We start from the raw sequence: 16,342 nt of genomic DNA, 5'->3' as shown, positions 1-16,342 counted from the left end.
TATTATCCGAAAGAAAATCAGTCAAAAATCTCAACAACACCAACAACTTCGCCATACGCATCAGCAACAAGCAATGCTTTGACATGCTTTTCCTTCATTTTTTTTTCGGCTTCGGAAATCATATCTTCCGCATCAACCATCATTGGTTCTGAAGTCATAATATCTCTGGCCAAAATAGTGATGGAGTCATTAACTTCATTACGGCTTAATGCCCGGCGAATATCTCCATCAGTGATCAATCCAGCTAACGTTTTACCATCCTCGGAAAGCACGACCGCCAAACCATAACGACACTCTGTCATAGTAAATAGCACATGACGAAGATGATCACTCACTTTGACAAAAGGCAGGTTTTCGGTGTGCATCACATCCTTAACCTTGGTCAGCAAGCGCCGCCCCAAACTTCCACCTGGATGAAACTGTGCAAAATGTTCTGCACGGAAATTGCGCATTTTCATCAGACCCACTGCCAGTGCATCTCCCATCGCAATAGTCACTGTGGTTGAAGTGGTTGGGGCCAGGTTGTTCGGACAAGTTTCCCGATCAAACTTTATTTCAAGAACACAGTCCGCATGCTTAGCCAGAGTCGAGTTCATCCCGCCCGTCATGGCAATGACCTTATTGCCAAAGCGCTTCAGCGACGGGATCAACTGCAAAATCTCATCAGATTCCCCGGAGTTCGATAGCAAAATCACCACATCTTCAGGGCAGATCATCCCTAAATCCCCATGAAAGGCTTCCGCAGGATGAACGAAATAGGTCGGTGTGCCTGTAGAGGCAAAGGTCGCCGTCATTTTCTTTCCGACATGACCAGATTTACCAATCCCTGAGATGATCAAGCGCCCGCTGGAGCGCAAGATCAACTCCATCGCTTGCCAGTAGGCATCTGCGTTCAAATTCTTACCAAGGTTACTTAATGCCTCTGCTTGAACAGAAAAAGAATCTCGGATAGCCGTGACAAATTCACACTCATCACTTGGATGGAGCTGTGCTACAACGGAAAGTGCCATAAATTCGTATCCTTACATTACTACTGCTGCGGCAAGTGCTAGCTGATAGAGCACTTGGGTAAAGTCTTTTGTCACCTGCAGGGATTTAAAGTCTGGTGTCGCTAGCACCATGATTTCATCTCCAGGCGCCATTACTGTTTTGGAGCGTCGGCCAATATCCCCTTCCGTGAAGGTGCCATTCTGGTGCAATACCAACACCTTGACGTTGGATTCTTTCTGAGTGAGGCCACCAGCCAAACGGATGTAGTCCATCAATTTGGCTTCCCTGTCGTAGGTAATGGCAGTGGGTGACAACACTTCACCATGCACCATGACCAGCGCAGAACGACGGGGGATACGAACAACGTCCCCAGGCTCCAAAATGATCTCCTGCGCTTTTTGACTGTTGCTCAAGATAACCTGGCCAATGGGCTCAACATTTCTCGCCCGCTCAATCCACTGCAAGATCAACTGCGCCTCTTGAGTGCGCAGCTTTGCCGCCTCAGCCGTCTCAGCACGGGTGTTCAAAACGGACGATTCGAGTTGCTTCAACGACTGCTCGATCATCGCCGCCTGACGCAGCTTCACACTTTCTCGGAACAGCTGCGCACTCTCAGGCAAAGAGCGATGATTAAACTCAATGCGCCCCATCAACTGTGCCAAGGAGCTGCCATAGGGCAGCACATACTCTTGGGCACTGTCGTGCTCACCCTCAACGCGGACAGAGATAGTGGCATCACGCAGATCAGCGGTCACCTCCAACACATCCCCATTAGCCAGCATGATCCCCTCAACATCCTGTAACGCGTGGTATTCCACCGTCGCAAAGCGGTCCTGTTTTCGGGAGATCCTGACATGTGTGCTCTGTGGCAAAGGCTGCATCACACGCAGTGCGTCCGACAAAGCCCACTCTCTTCTGGAGAACTCGAAGCTATTGGGGTGGCGGACTAGGCCACGAGCCTTAACTCGCGCCCCAACGGGGCGCACAACCAAGGTATCGCCATCACGCAATTGTCGCTGTGCCAACTGACCGTTGAGCAAGAAATCATAGAGGTTGTAGGTCTCCAGCAACCGCTCACCACGTCGAAGCTGCACATCGATATAGGATCCCTGATCACGGGAAATGCCACCGGCCAAATCAAGAAACTTGAGCACGGAATCGGCACTGTGACCGGCATAGAGGCCTGGACGATCGACAAAGCCCGTCACAAACACCTTCACCGGCTGAGCCGCAGCCAAGGTGGCATAGACACCCACGTTGGACTGGTATACCCGCTCGACCGCAGCTTGCACGACCTCATTCACACTGGCATTGGTCACCCCTTGGAGCCGCACCGGCCCAATACGGGGAATAAAGATGTTGCCCTGTGCATCGACCGTGAGGTCATCTTGGAACTCGGTTCCGCCCCACATCTGCAGCTGGATCGTGTCTCCCACAGCGACCGTGTAGTCGGCATTGAAGCCCACAAAGGACTGCTCGGTGAAATCACCACCAAAGAGCCAGTGACCAAAGGGCAGCCCATCGACATTGAGATCCGTACTGGCCTCAGCCACTTCGGCCTTTTGACCGACCTCAATCGCCTTGACGGGGGCTACGAAGCAAAGCAACAGGGCCAAACCGTGGCTTAGAAAACGGGATACTAACGAGCGATTCAAACGACAATTTCCTTGCTTAACCTTACGCATCTGCCTGCTCCCTAATGGTTTTCACAACCAGAGACCAGATCCCGTAAAACATGCTTAATACGATAAAAATGGTGAGGAGATTCTTCAGTCGCAGCGGGTAAGCCGCTTCTTCCGCCAATAGGGGCGACTGCACCACCACTAAGTGCTTCAACTTTCGATAGGCTTCCGTTCGCGCCTGTTCGTAGCCCACCAAAGCCGACTGATAACTGTCAGCGGCAAACCGAACATTCAGTTCTACATCACGGAACAGCGTGCTCAGCTCTGTCAGCGCTCCAGGCTCATCGGACGCCAAGAGGCGCTTCTGCTCCTGCAATTGATTGAGCAAAGCCAGGCGCTTGTTCTTCAGTGCCACCACATCAAACGCATCGTCACGCATGTAGGCTTGCTTCGACTCAAGCTCCGCCTCCAGGCGAACCAACTCGGCATTCAACTCATTGACCAGGCTCTGGACCACTTCACCTTGTACCGTAGGGCTCAGCAGCTCATGCTGACCTTGAAAGCGCACCAACTCAGCCTCTGCAGCGCGAAGCTTGTCCATGGCCCGCTCAAGCTCTCGCTGGACAAAACGCATCTGCTCCTGGGCCAACTGATGACCAATGTCATTAATAAAGAGCTCGGCATGACGCTGCATATTGGCCACCAGGCGTTCAGCAAAATCCGGAGTGAAGCCTTGCGCCTTGATGCTGAGCACCCCGGCCACCTCGTCATAGGCGATGTCGGTGCGCTTGCGGTAGTAGTCAAAAAAGCTTTCTTGCGTTGCATTCGAAGACAGCCTGCTTAACCCGTCCCAGTTGCTGCGCTGATAATGCGCCTTCAACTGCAACTCCTCATCCAGTTTCAGGATAAGGTTGGTACTGAGCAGGTAATCACGAACCAGTAAGGCATCCGCACGTTCTGGCGAGCTGACTCCGGTCATTACTGGCATAAAGTCGCTGCTGGCTTGCGGCCGATCTGCGTCCTTAACGATCACCCGCGCTTCGGCTTCGAAACGATCGGACGCGAGAGCTCCATAATAGATGCAGGCCAGCAGGAAGGCCGCGACTACCCAAAGGAAACCACCAAGCTTCAGCATCTGGGTGCGCGTCCGCTTGGCCACCTTGAGTCCGCTGGAATCGACCAGAAACAGCTTGGGGTTATTTCTAAATTTCCGAAGCTTTCGCTGCCATGATGGCATGACAAGCGCATCGCACCCTTTTTGCGCTTTGGCTGGATGGACTTGGGGGGCACTTGCCTTTGCGTCACTCCCCTTGATCACTTTGTTCGTCACCACAGACTTAACCTTGTTCGCCACCGCCATATCAAGAGCAGCACTGCCCTGAGTCATTCCCTCAGACTGTCCTTTAGGCTGCTCAGTCTTACTGTGTTTCTTATCTAAACTCATAGCGTTTACAGCTTTTGATACCGGGCGATGGCTTCATCAAGGTCTTCATAGGCTTCAAGCTTGCCTTGGTGAAGCACCAGCCCGTAATCACAGTGTTCCTTCATTTTCTTGGCGCTGTGCGCCACCAGCAGAATATTTGCCCGCTCCCGTTTGGCCTCCAGCGCGGCTTTACACTTGCGCTGGAAGGTCTGATCCCCTACAGCCATCACCTCATCCATCAGGTACAGTTCAAAGTCGAAGGCCATGGAGAGGGCAAAGGCAAACTTGGACTTCATCCCTGAGGAGTACCCCTTTACCGGCAACTCAAAGTTATCGCCAATACCTGAGAACTCCTGGACGAACGCCTCCTTTTGTTCGAGATCGTGCTCGCCATAAACCCGGCTGACGAAGCGGGTGTTTTCCCGTCCACTCATGCTGCCCTGAAAGCCACCCGACAGAGCCAATGGCCAGGAGGTACGATAGGGATTAATGATTTTGCCGCTGTTGGGAAAGTCGATGCGCCCCAACATGCGCAGCAAAGTGGACTTGCCGGCCCCATTGGCCCCCATGATGGCTACATCTCGGCCTGCGGGGATGGAAAGGCTAACATCCTTAATAACGTGGCGACGCCCCAGCTTTGAGGGGTACCACTTGGAAACAGATTGCAGCTCAATCATGAGGCGATCATCCGTTGCCAATTCACGCGATACAGCATCATCCCCAACAAAAGAGTGGCCAGCACCCAGTAGCCGAGATATATCCAGCTATCCATGGGGTTCAGGATAATCGGGTAGTTGGCGATCCAAGCGCCTCGTATCAGCTCAAGGGCATGGAGCATGGGGTTCCAAGCCAACCAATGATGGTACTGAGGGGGGACAATACTCAAAATCGGCATGATTGCACCACATAGAACCATCAGGGGCATGGTCAGCATGCTCCAAAACTTGTTAATTGACTCGACGTGCTCCAACAAGCTACAGAGGATCAAACCAAACCCAAAGGCTAACAGCCAAATCGCGGTAATTGAGAGAACGACAAAGAGCAGATCATTGGGTAACGCTTGGTAGCCGACATACCAAAAGCCTGAGGTCAAAGCGATAAAAACAATAATTGAGATGACAAGTTCAAGGAGCAGCCTGGTCATAATCGCCGCAAAAGGGCGCACCATGGGGAAATTGAACAACCCTCTATTTGCTCTTGCAGCATTCATGCCCGCCCCGGCTCCATTTTTAAAGAGAAAAAGAGGAACCAAACCGGTCGCAACAAAAACAGGAAACTCGACATTGCCGACCCCTTCTGCACCTCGGAGACCAAACATGACGGACATGACAACAATAATCGCCAGCGGCTCAACCAAGGCCCAGAGCACACCAATACGATAATTACCAAAACGAGTACTCAGCTCGCGCATTAATAAAGCAAAAACCACATCACTCATCGAGTGTAATGGACTGCGACGGTGTAATCGCTCCATATAAAATAAAAACTCCGCTTTCTATGCTAGCCAAGTAATTAATCACTCGTTACCATGCTTGCACTCCGCTCAATTCAAAGAGCGGTCAAGAAGCTCTTGAACTATACCTCAACCAAGCTGCCATTAATTTGACGGCGGCTAAGGTACGATACCGATAGAACCTTTGCAATACACAAGTGAATACCAAACGATCATGACTCGAATGATGCTCAACTCCCGCAGCCAACGGATTACTGACGGATTGGGTTATCTCTTACACCAGGCTAATGCAATCACTTGTTAAACCACTACCACGCAACGCAAAAACAACATGCAAGAAATAATTTCAGCAAAACTGAGTGAGATTCACGAGCAGGCGCACACTTTCTCCTTGACTGGGTTTGAGATTTTTATTTAATGAATTTTTTACTGATCCAAGGTCCTATAGGGCCCTTTTTTCGTGAATTGATAAAAATACTTACCAACATGGGTCATCATTGTGAGCAGATCGTCCTGAATGGTGGGGACGAATTTTTCTCTGATAAAAATAATGTGCACACATACACTGGCACGCTGGATGATTTCAAGTCCTTCCTGACTGCGACAACCAAGACTTCTCCTATTGATGTGATGGTGTGCTATACCGACAGCCGCCCGCACCATCGCATTGCCCGCAAATTCTGCATAAACAACAAAATCAGTTTTTGGGCTTTAGAAGAGGGCTATCTACGACCGAACTATCTCACCCTTGAACCTTGGGGGGTTAATGCCAACAGCCTACTGTTCAACTCTCCCAAATTGTTGGAACCTTGCGAGACAGAACTTATGCCAGACGACACCCATATCGGTAAGAACTTTGGCTTGAGGATTCGCAACTGCATTATCTACTATCTGGCAATGGCCTATCATCGCAAGCGTTTTGCCAAAGTGGAGTACCATCGAGAAAACAACTGGATCATTGAAGGCTACATGTGGGTGCGCGCCTATTGGCGTAAACTCCGATACAGCCATCGTGATAAGCGCAGGATCTGCCCTTGGCTTGAGCAGCACAGTGGTAGGATATTCTTCCTTCCACTGCAGGTGCACTGCGACTCACAACTATTGCGCCACTCCATCTTCAACAGCATGGAGGAGTTCATCACCACCAGTATCGACAGCTTTGCGCGTTCGGCGCCTATTGGCTGTGTTTTGCTGATCAAGCACCATCCAATGGACCGTGGCTACAAGCACTACGGTGCCATGATTGACCGCTTGGCAAAGCATCATGGCATTGAGGGACGAGTCAAATGGGGCTTCGAATACCACCTGCCAACCATCTATCCACACTTAGCCGGTTGCCTGACTATCAACAGCACAGTGGGGATGTCGGCGATCCTGCATAAGATCCCGACCATCTGTCTGGGTCAGGCGATCTTCGATCTTCCCGAACTGTGCTTTCAAGGGGAGCTGGATGAATTCTGGCATGGTGCGTTGTGGGAAGAGGCGAAGCCACGAGAAGAAGCCGTAGAGCGCTTCCAGCAGAATCTAAAGCGGCTAACTCAGATCAACGGCAGCTTCTACAAGCAGATCCCACTGACCGCTCAACGGGTCGCGGAACGTATTGTCAGTGGGACGATCCACATGAAACCGCAGCGTGAAGGTAAGCTGATGGAATCGAGCACATCGACTTGCGCATGCCAACATAACCCTCCTCGCACCTCGGACGCTGCTTAGAAACGGTAACCCACGACAACGTTATGGGTGTCAAGTGCCGGGTTAAGAGTGTAGGTATTACCATTAGACATGTGCTGGAAACGATACCCAAAGTAGATGTCTCGCTGGACCTTGAACGTGGCGGCAAAGGCATAGGAATACTGCATGTTGCCGCCATAATCCTTGGTATGCCCCTCACCATCGGAAAATCGATAATCGCTAAGACAAATCACCTTTCCTTCGGCCCTCAGTTGCAACCAGTTCCAGACGTTATAATGAAGATTCAAGCCAGAGAACACTATCGCACCCTGCCCCTGACCGGCACTCAATGCACCGCCGCCGGCCAACCAGCCTAAACCAAACTGAGCGCTGGGGTCGCGCCAAAACACATCGCCATACTCAAGCTCAAAGGTCGAGACATCAACGTTCTGTTTGGATGTTGGGATACCTCCTGATAACTGCAAATGCTGCCCTTCCAGAGCCATCACCTGGCCAGCAGTGCAGAACATCCACAGCACCAACTTCAAACCAATCATCCTGCTCATGACACCCCCCCATCCTGTCCATACCTCACACCCCAAACCTAGCAACACCCTGCTTACAAAAGCAAATCACGCCAGTAACAATAATCAGCTGGTGCTACCGGTACGGTCATAGCTGCTTCGACATGCGACAAGGGGGCTGCTATTCCATGGCAGCTAGCGCACCTCCACCACCCGACTGGCGCGACGGTACTTTACTCTCCAGCCATGCCAGGAGGGTAACTCCCAACGCTTAGGATCGGCCTTGCGCGCACCACTGTGGTAGACCACCTCCACCCGCTTGCCTCGCGGGAAATACACCACATCAAGCTTCAACTCCGCCAGCATCAGATGGTGGGGATACTTGTCATCCAGCTCGGCGCGCTCCCACTCAGGAACGCCCTCGAACCTAAGATCATCCGGCTCCAATAGCTCAAGATCCTCGACGCTCTCCACACCCAGGGCCTCAAGCCGCTCACGCAACCAGCCCTCGGCCTCAGGGATCACCTCCCCTCCCTCTCCCCTGCCCAGTGCCAGATAGAGGCTCCAAGCGCGCAGATCAGCGGTCAACCTCTCTCCCGCCGGGGCGAGCAGGCGTCCGTTTAGGATCCGCTCAACCATGATCGCCATCGCCTTCTCCCCTTCGGGCAGTGCCTCCCGGCTGCCGATCACCCGACCGGCGTAGATCCGATCCAGCACCACATGCCCCGCCTCAGCGGCCCGACGTTCGGCGACGATCTCCTCTCCCAGTCCAGCCGTCACCAGGTGTTTGAGGGTCACAGGCAACATACAGGTCGCCAGGTTCAGGGTCTGCCGTACGCCCCGCCCCGGCAAGCTGAACTGATCCAGCACCAACGCCGCCTCGGCATCCTCGCTGAACCGAGTATCCCGACTCGGCTGAACCTCAGAGTGCCCATTGCCCAGCGCCTCACGCCGCTTTTGCCGACGGACAAAGGTCAACTCAGGCATCGCCGCCATGATCGCATCAAGCCATTGGCCGTAGGGCAGGTGGGAGCTGGCTTCCAGCTCAGGCAACGCCAGGGCCGAACGGATCTGGCCGGCGTTCTGCCGCGCTTCACGGCGCAGTTGAGGATCAATATTCAGTTCCTCCGGCGGTGCCCGCCGCACCAAACTGACTAAGGTAAGGCCATCACAGGGGATCGGCTGCCATGCCTTGAGCGCCTTCCAGCCATCGTCCCCTTTCGGCGACTGCCAGAGCCGCCCGCCGACGGACAAGGCCGCCACCAGATCCACCATCGCCTCGCGGCAGGGGGTATTCGGCATGGCGGTGATCAGATGGGCAAACTGGGTGTCGATGGGCAGGGGAAACAGGCGCTGGCCATGCTGGGTCACCCGGTCGTCGGCGTCAATCGCCTGCATCTGCTGCAGCTTCTCACGAGCCAGCCTGAGGGATTTGTCCGGCAGGGGATCGACAAAATCCAAGGCCGAAAGCCGTGCATCGGCACAGGCCGCCGCCAGCATCGGCTCCACCAGCTCTTCACGCTGCAGCTCAGGCGGGGTCAGTGGCTCCAGCGGCGCATGCTGCCCCCACAAGCGCAGGCACACCCCGGGGGCCACCCGACCGGCGCGGCCACAGCGCTGCTCCGCCGACGCCTTGGAGATCCGCGACAGGCCCAAGACCGTGCGGCCGTTACGCTGATGGGTACGGCGCTCCAGGCCGGTGTCCACCACCAGAGTCACCCCGGGAATGGTCAGGGAGGTTTCCGCCACATTCGTAGCCAGGATCACCCGCTGTTGGCTGCCCGCCGTCAACGCCTGCCGCTGCACCTCCTTGGGTACGGAGGCATGCAAAGGGATCACCCGAACCCGCTCCCCCAACGCCGCAGTCAACGTCTGCTGTGCCTGGGTGATCTCCTTACGCCCGGGCAGAAAGATCAGGGCATCGCCCTGGGTCTGTGGCAAGGCCTCCAGCAACGCCGACTTCAGACGATTGCTCAACTCCCTGTCCGAGGGCAGATCCCGCCCGTCGCGGGCCAGATGGCGGATCGCCACCTCGAAGCGGCGCCCCTCGGCATGGAGTCGTTTGCCCCCCAGGTACTCGGCCAACCGCTGGCCATCAACCGTGGCCGAGGTCAACACCAGGCGATGACGCGCCAGGCGCTTAAGCAGAGCAAGCAACAGATCCGTATCCCAACGGCGCTCATGGAATTCATCGATGATCACCGTGTCATAGTCCGCCAACCGGTCCTCGCTGAACCAGCGCAGGGCAATGCCCGGGGTGACAAAGGCCACCCGGGTCTGTTCATCGACCGTACTGTCGAAACGGATGGCGTAGCCGATCCCCTTATGCTGCTGGCCGAGAAAATCCGCCAGGGCCGTACAGGCGATGCGTCGTGGCTCAATCACCAGCACCCGGCCCCGCTCTGCGGCCCACAGGGGCAAACGGGTGGACTTGCCCGAACCGGTTTCCGCCTCCACCACCAGATGGTGCTGGGACAGCTGGCGTAAAAACTCGGGTTTTAGCGGGTCAATGGGGAGGGACTGACTCATAACGGGCTCAATAACAGGATGATAAGATCGATCTTACCGACTTACCCACCACGGGCAAGATCTTGGCTAAAGTCTCTTTGGATCATGTCGATAGCCTTACTAGAAGCAGCTTGTTGTCAGCCAGGAAGTCGACATGATCACCAACCTTGTCCATAACGCCGCCCACACAGTGATCCCCAAAACCCTGTGTCCACTGGATCACAATGATGCCATGCCGGATCAGGCCAAGCAGATCATGAAAGCCGCCAGCCCGGTCAAGACCGCAGCGGCCTTTGCCGGTGCCGCCGCCGAAACGGCCGTTAACCTCTACCTGGGCCGCCGCCTGCTGGCCATCGCCTGAGCGTAATAAGGCGTCCACACAGGCTGTTACAATCGGCAACACTCCTCCCAAGCTCACTGGGTTAACATGGCTGGAAATTCGGCGATACAATACAACCCTAAGTGATCTTTGACCTTTTCCTGATGGCACTGGATGCCATCGCAGCCCTGGCGGACTGGCTATGGACCTTATTCGTTTCCTTCTAAATATCCTCTGGCTGCTGACCGGTGGCCTCTTTATGGCATTGGGCTGGGCCCTGGTGGGCCTGTTCATGGCCATCACCATCATCGGCCTGCCCTTTGCCCGCAGCTGTTTCGTCATTGCCCAGTTGAGCCTGATGCCCTTCGGTAAAGAGATCGCCAGTCGTAAACTGATCAATCGCGAAGGCGATATCGGCACCGGCGCCATGGGCACCCTGGGCAATGTGATCTGGTTTCTGATCGCCGGGATCTGGCTGGCATTGGGCCACCTGTTTTGTGCGGTCGGCCTGCTGCTGACCATCATAGGGATCCCCTTCGCCATCCAGCACATCAAGCTGGCGATGCTGACCGTGGCCCCCATAGGTCAAACGGTCATCGATGGCTAAAGACCAGGGGTTAGCGAGGGGCTAAGTGCTAGGCGCTAGGTGCTAGGTGCTGGGTGCTAGGTGCTAGGTGCTAGGTGCTAGGTGCTAGGTGCTAGGTGCTAGGTGCTAGGTGCTAGGTGCTAGGTAAAGCATATCGCGCTCTTCCCTGGAACCTAGGCTCTTTCCCAGAACCTAGGCTTTATCCTCAGAACCTAGACTTTATCCCAAGAGCCTGGCGGCCCGCCTCAGCGCAATCGCCCCATCTGCACCACGTCGGTCAGTTTGCCGGCGCGAAATGCCGACTGACGGGCGATCCCCTCCTGCTCGAAACCAAACTTGTGATAGAGCGCCAGTGCCGCCTCGTTGTCCGGGTAGACCTCCAGCTCCAGCCGGGACAGGTTGAGCCAGTTATCGGCCAGCTCGATGGCCGCCGCCATCAGTGCGCTGCCAACCCCCCGGCCTTGCCACTCTTCATGAACAAACATGCCGATCTGCCCCACATGGCGTCGCCGTGGGGATTGCACCGCCTCCATCCCCAGATTACCGATCACCTTGCCCTCGGCGTTTTCCGCCACCAGCATATGCAGATGAGCTGGCCAGTTATCGCAGTTTTTCTGCCACTGCGCCACGCTGGGCCAGGGCAGCTGCATGGTATTGCTGTACGCCGACTCCCCGGCGGCGATCTCTTGGAATGCCTTGGCATCGGACGGCTCGGCCCGGCGGATCAGATAAGGCGGGTGCATGGTCAACTCCTTTGACTACTTGAGAGGAAACCATGTTTTTAACACATTGTTTTAAAATAACAAACCGCCAGACCCAAGAGTGGATCCGGCGGTTTGAAGGACACGGAACTCCCCTAGCCTTGCAGGTAGACCAGCTGCGCCTCGGCTTTTAGCGCGCCCGGTCGAGCAATGCGGATGGATTCCAGGGTTTTATCCCAATCCGCGCCGGCAGATAACACCACCTTGGCTGCCACCAGGCCAGTGCGGCCCGTCCCGCCACGGCAGTGCACCGACACCCGCTCACCGGCATCCAGCAACGCCTTGAGCTGAGGCTGGACGTCGGGCCAACGGGCGTCGAAGGCCTCCGCTGGCAAGGACTTGTCCTGTACCGGCAGGTGGAACCACTTGAGGCCAGCCGCCTCGATGGTCGCGCCCAGCGAGCTCAGGCCGAAGCGCTCCAGCTCTTCCTCGGTCAGGGTGGTCACCACGGCGCTCACGCCCGCGGCTTTCAGTTCCGCTACATCTTCGGCAATGGGGTTTTCCAGGCCAGGGGCACTGTGCAGAGCCAACTTGAAGCCATCGGCTTCGGTCAACGCAGGAGTAAAAGACATCAAGGTTTCCTTCTAAATTACACTTCTGCCGTGGCCACGCCATCGCGGGGCAGCCACAGGGAGATCAGGGTGGTCAGGGCCAGGAAGGCTGTGGCGATCCACAGGCAAGCGGCCAGCCCCGCCAATTGAAACATCAAACCGGAGAGCACGGTGCCGATCAGCCGGCCCATGGCATTGGCCATATAGTAAAACCCCACATCCAGTGAGACCCCATCCTCACCGGCGTAATGCACGATCAGAAAAGAGTGCAGGCTGGAGTTGATGGCAAACACCGCACCAAACAGCATCAGGCCAATGACGATGGTGAGCTGGGGGTGCCACTGCCACTGGACGCCCAGCGCCACCGCACCTGTCACCAGGGTCAGGACGCCAGCCCAGTTCAGGGCAGCGCGACCATCGGGCAGCTTGCCCGGCGATCGCCCAGTGCCTCTGCCCGAGCCGGTGATCTTCGGTGCTATCCCCTGAATAAAACCGTAGCCGATCACCCAGGCGGCCATAAAGCTGCCCACGGCGGTGTGGCTCCAGCCAAAGACACTGCCCAGATAGAGGGGCACCGCGATCACAAACCACACGTCTCTGGCACCAAACAGGAACATCCGCGCCGCAGAGAGGATATTGATGCTGGGGCTTTTCGAGAAGATCTCCGAGAACTTGGGCTTATTCTTGGCCTTGCCCAGATCCTTGCCCAGCCACACCAGACTCAAGCACAACACCACCAGCAATACCGAAGCCATGGCGATCATCGCCCCCTGGAACCCCAGGGTGGCCAACAGGACGCCGCCGAGGAAGAAACCCACACCCTTGAGCGCATTCTTCGAGCCGGTAAGGATCGCAATCCACTTGTACAGTGCCCCGCCCTGCCCCGCCGGCACCAGCATCTTGATTGAGCTCTTGGCGCTCATCTTATTGAGATCTTTCGCGATCCCAGAAAGAGCCTGGGCCGTCATCACATAGATCACCGACAGATACTCGGAGGGCACCGCCAGCATCCCCAACGCGACCACCTGCATCGCCAATCCGATATTCATGGTTCGATTCAGGCCTAACCGGGCACCGAGGTAACCCCCAATCAAGTTGGTTACCACCCCGAAGATCTCATAAAACAGAAACAGCGAAGCGATGGCCAGCGGACTGTAGCCCAGTTGGTGGAAATGCAGCACCACCAGCATGCGCAGCGCACCGTCGGTGAGGGTGAAGTTCCAGTAGTTAAAGGTGATCAGCAGATACTGCCGCATCTGCCGATCCAGACCTTGGAGTTTGGCCCACATACGATTCCAATCCCGAGTTTGGGGTCAGAGTAAAAACTGGGGCGACTCAGCCGCCATTCCAGCGTTCAGCGTTCATGTCAGCCGGGGAGTTTTTACTCTGACCCCAAATTATTTAAAGGCCTTGGGCGGCCACGTATTTGGCCAGCTCCATGGTGCGGTTTACGTAGCCCCACTCGTTGTCGTACCAGAGGTACATCTTCAGCTGGGTGTCGTTCACCACCATGGTGGAGGGGGCATCGACGATGCAGCTGCGCGGATCCGTGCGGTAGTCGATGGAGACCAGCGGGCGCTCCTCATAGCCCAGAATGCCCTTGAGCTCGCCTTCGGCGGCTTCCTTCATCAGGGCATTGACCTCTTCGATGGTGGTCGGACGCTCCAACTCAAAAACGCAGTCGGTCAGGGACGCGTTACACAGGGGGACCCGCACCGCGTGGCCGTTCAGGCGACCTTTGAGTTCGGGGAAGATGTGGGTGATGGCGGTCGCCGAACCTGTGGTGGTGGGGATCAGGCTCTGCCCGCAGGCGCGGGCGCGGCGCAGATCCTTGTGGGGCGCATCCAGAATGGTCTGGGTATTGGTGATACTGTGGATGGTGGTCATGGAACCATGCTTAATCCCCAGCTTCTCCTGGATCACCTTGACGGCCGGGGCCAGGCAGTTGGTGGTGCAGGAGGCAGCGGTGACGATCTTGTGTTTGGCTTTGTCGTACCATTGATGGTTGACGCCGAAGACCGCATCCAGCACCCCCTCCTGTTTCACCGGTGCGGTAACGATCACCCGCTTCACCCCCTGATCCAGGTAGGCCTGCAGCACCGCCTTGTCTTTAAACTTACCGGACGCCTCAATCACCATGTCGCAGCCCGACCAGTCGGTCTGCTCCAACGAGCGATTGCTGGTCACCTTGATCGCCTGACCGTCGATCACCATGTTGTCACCGTCGACGCCGACCGGGCGATCCCAGCGGCCATGGACACTGTCGAACTCCAACAGGTGACCCAGTGACTGGGCGCTACCGGCCGGGTCGTTGATCTGGACAAATTCGAACTCCGGCCAGCCCCAGGCCGCGCGCAGCGCCAGGCGTCCCATGCGGCCAAAGCCATTGATACCAACTTTAATGGTCATGCTTCATCTCTCTGTGTTGTTGGGCCTGCCGGAGCAAGCCGCGCTCTTAACTCGTGTTGCCTGCAAACCAGTGACGGGTACGGTTGGCCAGCGCCACCAAAGAGAGCATCACCGGCACCTCCACCAATACGCCCACCACGGTGGCCAAAGCCGCCCCGGAATGCAGTCCAAACAGGGCGATGGCCACGGCCACGGCCAGTTCAAAGAAGTTGGAGGTGCCGATCATCGCCGCAGGGGCCGCCACGTTGTGGGGCAATTTGAGCAGTTTAGCTGCGCCGTATGACAGGGCGAAGATCCCATAGGTCTGCAGCAGCAGGGGGATGGCGATCAGCAGGATCAGACCCGGGCTGGCCAGCAGCGTCGGCGCCTGAATGGCAAACAGGATCAGCACGGTGGCGACCAAGCCCACCATGGAGGCCGGCTTGAGCCGGGCAATCACCGCATTGAGTCGGGCCTCGCCGCCCCGCAGCAACCACAAGCGCACCAGCACGCCCGCCAACAAGGGCAGCACTACGTACAGCACGGTGGCCAGCAACAGGGTCTGCCAGGGCACGAAGACCTCGCTGATCCCCAAGAGCAGTGCGGCAATGGGCGCGAACGCAAACACCATGATGATGTCGTTCACCGAGACCTGCACCAGGGTATAGGCAGGGTTCCCTCGGGTCAGCTGGCTCCAGACAAACACCATGGCGGTGCAGGGGGCGACGCCCAGCAGGATCATCCCCGCGATGATCTCGGAGGCCGATTGCGGATCAACCCAATCAGCAAACAACACGCGAAAGAACAGCCAGGCGATGGCGGCCATGGAGAAGGGCTTGATCAGCCAATTGACGATCAGCGTCAGCCCCAGCCCCTTGGGTTGACGGCCCACGGCTTTGACCGACTGGAAGTCGATCTGCAGCATCATGGGGAAGATCATCACCCAGATCAGCACGGCGATCACGCCATTGATCCCGGCGATCTCCCAGCTGGCCAGGATCACAAAGGTCTCGGGCGTCCATGAGCCGAGGGCGACGCCGGCCAGGATGGCCAGGCCGACCCAGAGGCTTAAGAAGCGTTCAAAGTAGCCCATCATTGCCCCCTAGTTACAGCACAACTGCTGACGATTTGGTCTATCACCCATGTTGGCCAGACGCCCACGACTGGCCAGATGCACCTCTGGTTCCTGAACGGCAATTCCGTCCAACGCTTCATTGAACCAATGAGGAAGCTCGGCCAGACGGTAATAAACCCATTGGCCGGCACGCCGATCCCGCAGGATGCCATCCTGCCGCAAGCGTGCCAGATGACGAGAGATCTTGGGCTGGCTCTGAGCCAGGGCGCAGGTCAACTCACAAACGCAGCACTCCCCCTCCTGACGGATCAGCAGAAGGATCTGCAGCCGAGTTTCATCGGCTAAGCCTTTCATCAGTGTCACGGAATGGCTCATGGGGACCTCGATTCTGAACACATAACAAAAACCATATATGCGAAAGTCCATATATTCAAGGAAATTTGAAGTGCCAAGGGTGTATCTAGCTTGACG

16 protein-coding genes are annotated in these 16,342 nt (G+C 56.2%); 3 read left to right on the top strand and 13 right to left on the bottom strand.

Annotation, left to right across the window (positions count from 1 at the left end):
- Positions 1-17: 17 nt before the first annotated feature.
- From AC2D8U_RS12285 to AC2D8U_RS12265, 5 genes are read right to left on the bottom strand one after another with little or no spacing between them, the layout of a single operon-like run.
- Positions 18-1,010 (bottom strand): KpsF/GutQ family sugar-phosphate isomerase, encoded by a 993-nt coding sequence (locus AC2D8U_RS12285; protein ID WP_484619357.1) that lies wholly within the window; start codon positions 1,008-1,010, stop codon positions 18-20.
- A gap of 12 nt (positions 1,011-1,022) precedes the next feature.
- Positions 1,023-2,675, bottom strand: a complete 1,653-nt coding sequence (locus AC2D8U_RS12280; protein ID WP_484619356.1) for a polysaccharide biosynthesis/export family protein — start codon at positions 2,673-2,675, stop codon at positions 1,023-1,025.
- Positions 2,668-4,056: a KpsE/RkpR family capsule polysaccharide export protein gene (locus tag AC2D8U_RS12275; protein ID WP_484619355.1), complete on the bottom strand. Its 1,389-nt coding sequence runs from the start codon at positions 4,054-4,056 to the stop codon at positions 2,668-2,670. Before AC2D8U_RS12275 ends, AC2D8U_RS12280 begins: the two co-directional genes overlap by 8 nt.
- Before the next feature lie 5 nt (positions 4,057-4,061).
- Positions 4,062-4,712, bottom strand: coding sequence for an ABC transporter ATP-binding protein (locus AC2D8U_RS12270; protein ID WP_484619354.1), 651 nt, complete (start codon positions 4,710-4,712; stop codon positions 4,062-4,064).
- Entirely contained in the window at positions 4,709-5,473 is a 765-nt protein-coding gene (locus tag AC2D8U_RS12265; RefSeq protein WP_484619353.1) for an ABC transporter permease, read from the bottom strand. Before AC2D8U_RS12265 ends, AC2D8U_RS12270 begins: the two co-directional genes overlap by 4 nt.
- A gap of 432 nt (positions 5,474-5,905) precedes the next feature.
- Here AC2D8U_RS12265 and AC2D8U_RS12260 point away from each other — a divergent pair, with 432 nt between their 5' ends.
- Positions 5,906-7,201 (top strand): capsular polysaccharide export protein, LipB/KpsS family, encoded by a 1,296-nt coding sequence (locus AC2D8U_RS12260; RefSeq protein ID WP_484619352.1) that lies wholly within the window; start codon positions 5,906-5,908, stop codon positions 7,199-7,201.
- Here AC2D8U_RS12260 and AC2D8U_RS12255 read toward each other — a convergent pair.
- Together AC2D8U_RS12255 and AC2D8U_RS12250 are read right to left on the bottom strand one after the other, a co-directional pair.
- Positions 7,198-7,725, bottom strand: a complete 528-nt coding sequence (locus tag AC2D8U_RS12255) for an acyloxyacyl hydrolase (protein ID WP_484619351.1) — start codon at positions 7,723-7,725, stop codon at positions 7,198-7,200. The two genes, AC2D8U_RS12260 and AC2D8U_RS12255, sit on opposite strands and share 4 nt — an antisense overlap.
- A gap of 153 nt (positions 7,726-7,878) precedes the next feature.
- The gene (locus AC2D8U_RS12250; RefSeq protein WP_484619350.1) at positions 7,879-10,212 is read right to left on the bottom strand and encodes a helicase-related protein; all 2,334 of its coding nucleotides are present in this window, start codon (positions 10,210-10,212) and stop codon (positions 7,879-7,881) included.
- 133 nt (positions 10,213-10,345) lie between these two features.
- Between AC2D8U_RS12250 and AC2D8U_RS12245 the strand changes: the two genes are divergently transcribed.
- Both AC2D8U_RS12245 and AC2D8U_RS12240 read left to right on the top strand, forming a co-directional pair.
- The gene (locus tag AC2D8U_RS12245) at positions 10,346-10,552 is read left to right on the top strand and encodes a hypothetical protein (protein ID WP_484619349.1); all 207 of its coding nucleotides are present in this window, start codon (positions 10,346-10,348) and stop codon (positions 10,550-10,552) included.
- Between the two features lie 160 nt (positions 10,553-10,712).
- Positions 10,713-11,117: a YccF domain-containing protein gene (locus tag AC2D8U_RS12240; protein WP_484619348.1), complete on the top strand. Its 405-nt coding sequence runs from the start codon at positions 10,713-10,715 to the stop codon at positions 11,115-11,117.
- Between the two features lie 224 nt (positions 11,118-11,341).
- Here AC2D8U_RS12240 and AC2D8U_RS12235 read toward each other — a convergent pair whose 3' ends face one another.
- The 6 genes from AC2D8U_RS12235 to AC2D8U_RS12210 form a co-directional block, all read right to left on the bottom strand.
- Complete coding sequence (locus tag AC2D8U_RS12235) at positions 11,342-11,839, bottom strand: GNAT family N-acetyltransferase (RefSeq protein ID WP_484619347.1); 498 nt, start codon at positions 11,837-11,839, stop codon at positions 11,342-11,344.
- Between the two features lie 113 nt (positions 11,840-11,952).
- Positions 11,953-12,429 carry a phosphatase domain-containing putative toxin gene (locus AC2D8U_RS12230; protein ID WP_484619346.1) on the bottom strand — a complete coding sequence of 159 codons (477 nt, stop codon included), beginning with the start codon at positions 12,427-12,429 and terminating at the stop codon, positions 11,953-11,955.
- Positions 12,430-12,446: 17 nt separating this feature from the next.
- The gene (gene arsJ / locus AC2D8U_RS12225) at positions 12,447-13,697 is read right to left on the bottom strand and encodes an organoarsenical effux MFS transporter ArsJ (protein WP_484619345.1); all 1,251 of its coding nucleotides are present in this window, start codon (positions 13,695-13,697) and stop codon (positions 12,447-12,449) included.
- 112 nt (positions 13,698-13,809) lie between these two features.
- Complete coding sequence (locus AC2D8U_RS12220) at positions 13,810-14,817, bottom strand: ArsJ-associated glyceraldehyde-3-phosphate dehydrogenase (protein ID WP_484619344.1); 1,008 nt, start codon at positions 14,815-14,817, stop codon at positions 13,810-13,812.
- Between the two features lie 46 nt (positions 14,818-14,863).
- Positions 14,864-15,889 (bottom strand): ACR3 family arsenite efflux transporter, encoded by a 1,026-nt coding sequence (gene arsB, locus AC2D8U_RS12215; RefSeq protein ID WP_484619343.1) that lies wholly within the window; start codon positions 15,887-15,889, stop codon positions 14,864-14,866.
- A 9-nt stretch (positions 15,890-15,898) separates the two neighbouring features.
- Positions 15,899-16,246 carry a metalloregulator ArsR/SmtB family transcription factor gene (locus tag AC2D8U_RS12210; protein ID WP_484619342.1) on the bottom strand — a complete coding sequence of 116 codons (348 nt, stop codon included), beginning with the start codon at positions 16,244-16,246 and terminating at the stop codon, positions 15,899-15,901.
- Between the last annotated feature and the right edge of the window lie 96 nt (positions 16,247-16,342).

The sequence above is a fragment of the Ferrimonas sp. YIN67 genome, from assembly GCF_057219095.1.
This window is presented reverse-complemented; position numbering and strand designations above follow the sequence as displayed.

Excerpts from the sequence above, each read along its gene's own strand:
- AC2D8U_RS12285 (WP_484619357.1), bottom strand. The coding sequence starts at position 1,010 with ATGGCACTTTCCGTTGTAGCACAGCTCCATCCAAGTGATGAGTGTGAA.
- AC2D8U_RS12280 (WP_484619356.1), bottom strand. The coding sequence starts at position 2,675 with ATGCGTAAGGTTAAGCAAGGAAATTGTCGTTTGAATCGCTCGTTAGTA.
- AC2D8U_RS12275 (WP_484619355.1), bottom strand. The coding sequence starts at position 4,056 with ATGAGTTTAGATAAGAAACACAGTAAGACTGAGCAGCCTAAAGGACAG.
- AC2D8U_RS12270 (WP_484619354.1), bottom strand. The coding sequence starts at position 4,712 with ATGATTGAGCTGCAATCTGTTTCCAAGTGGTACCCCTCAAAGCTGGGG.
- AC2D8U_RS12265 (WP_484619353.1), bottom strand. The coding sequence starts at position 5,473 with ATGAGTGATGTGGTTTTTGCTTTATTAATGCGCGAGCTGAGTACTCGT.
- AC2D8U_RS12260 (WP_484619352.1), top strand. The coding sequence starts at position 5,906 with ATGAATTTTTTACTGATCCAAGGTCCTATAGGGCCCTTTTTTCGTGAA.
- AC2D8U_RS12255 (WP_484619351.1), bottom strand. The coding sequence starts at position 7,725 with ATGAGCAGGATGATTGGTTTGAAGTTGGTGCTGTGGATGTTCTGCACT.
- AC2D8U_RS12250 (WP_484619350.1), bottom strand. The coding sequence starts at position 10,212 with ATGAGTCAGTCCCTCCCCATTGACCCGCTAAAACCCGAGTTTTTACGC.
- AC2D8U_RS12245 (WP_484619349.1), top strand. The coding sequence starts at position 10,346 with ATGATCACCAACCTTGTCCATAACGCCGCCCACACAGTGATCCCCAAA.
- AC2D8U_RS12240 (WP_484619348.1), top strand. The coding sequence starts at position 10,713 with ATGGACCTTATTCGTTTCCTTCTAAATATCCTCTGGCTGCTGACCGGT.
- AC2D8U_RS12235 (WP_484619347.1), bottom strand. The coding sequence starts at position 11,839 with ATGCACCCGCCTTATCTGATCCGCCGGGCCGAGCCGTCCGATGCCAAG.
- AC2D8U_RS12230 (WP_484619346.1), bottom strand. The coding sequence starts at position 12,429 with ATGTCTTTTACTCCTGCGTTGACCGAAGCCGATGGCTTCAAGTTGGCT.
- arsJ (WP_484619345.1), bottom strand. The coding sequence starts at position 13,697 with ATGTGGGCCAAACTCCAAGGTCTGGATCGGCAGATGCGGCAGTATCTG.
- AC2D8U_RS12220 (WP_484619344.1), bottom strand. The coding sequence starts at position 14,817 with ATGACCATTAAAGTTGGTATCAATGGCTTTGGCCGCATGGGACGCCTG.
- arsB (WP_484619343.1), bottom strand. The coding sequence starts at position 15,889 with ATGGGCTACTTTGAACGCTTCTTAAGCCTCTGGGTCGGCCTGGCCATC.
- AC2D8U_RS12210 (WP_484619342.1), bottom strand. The coding sequence starts at position 16,246 with ATGAGCCATTCCGTGACACTGATGAAAGGCTTAGCCGATGAAACTCGG.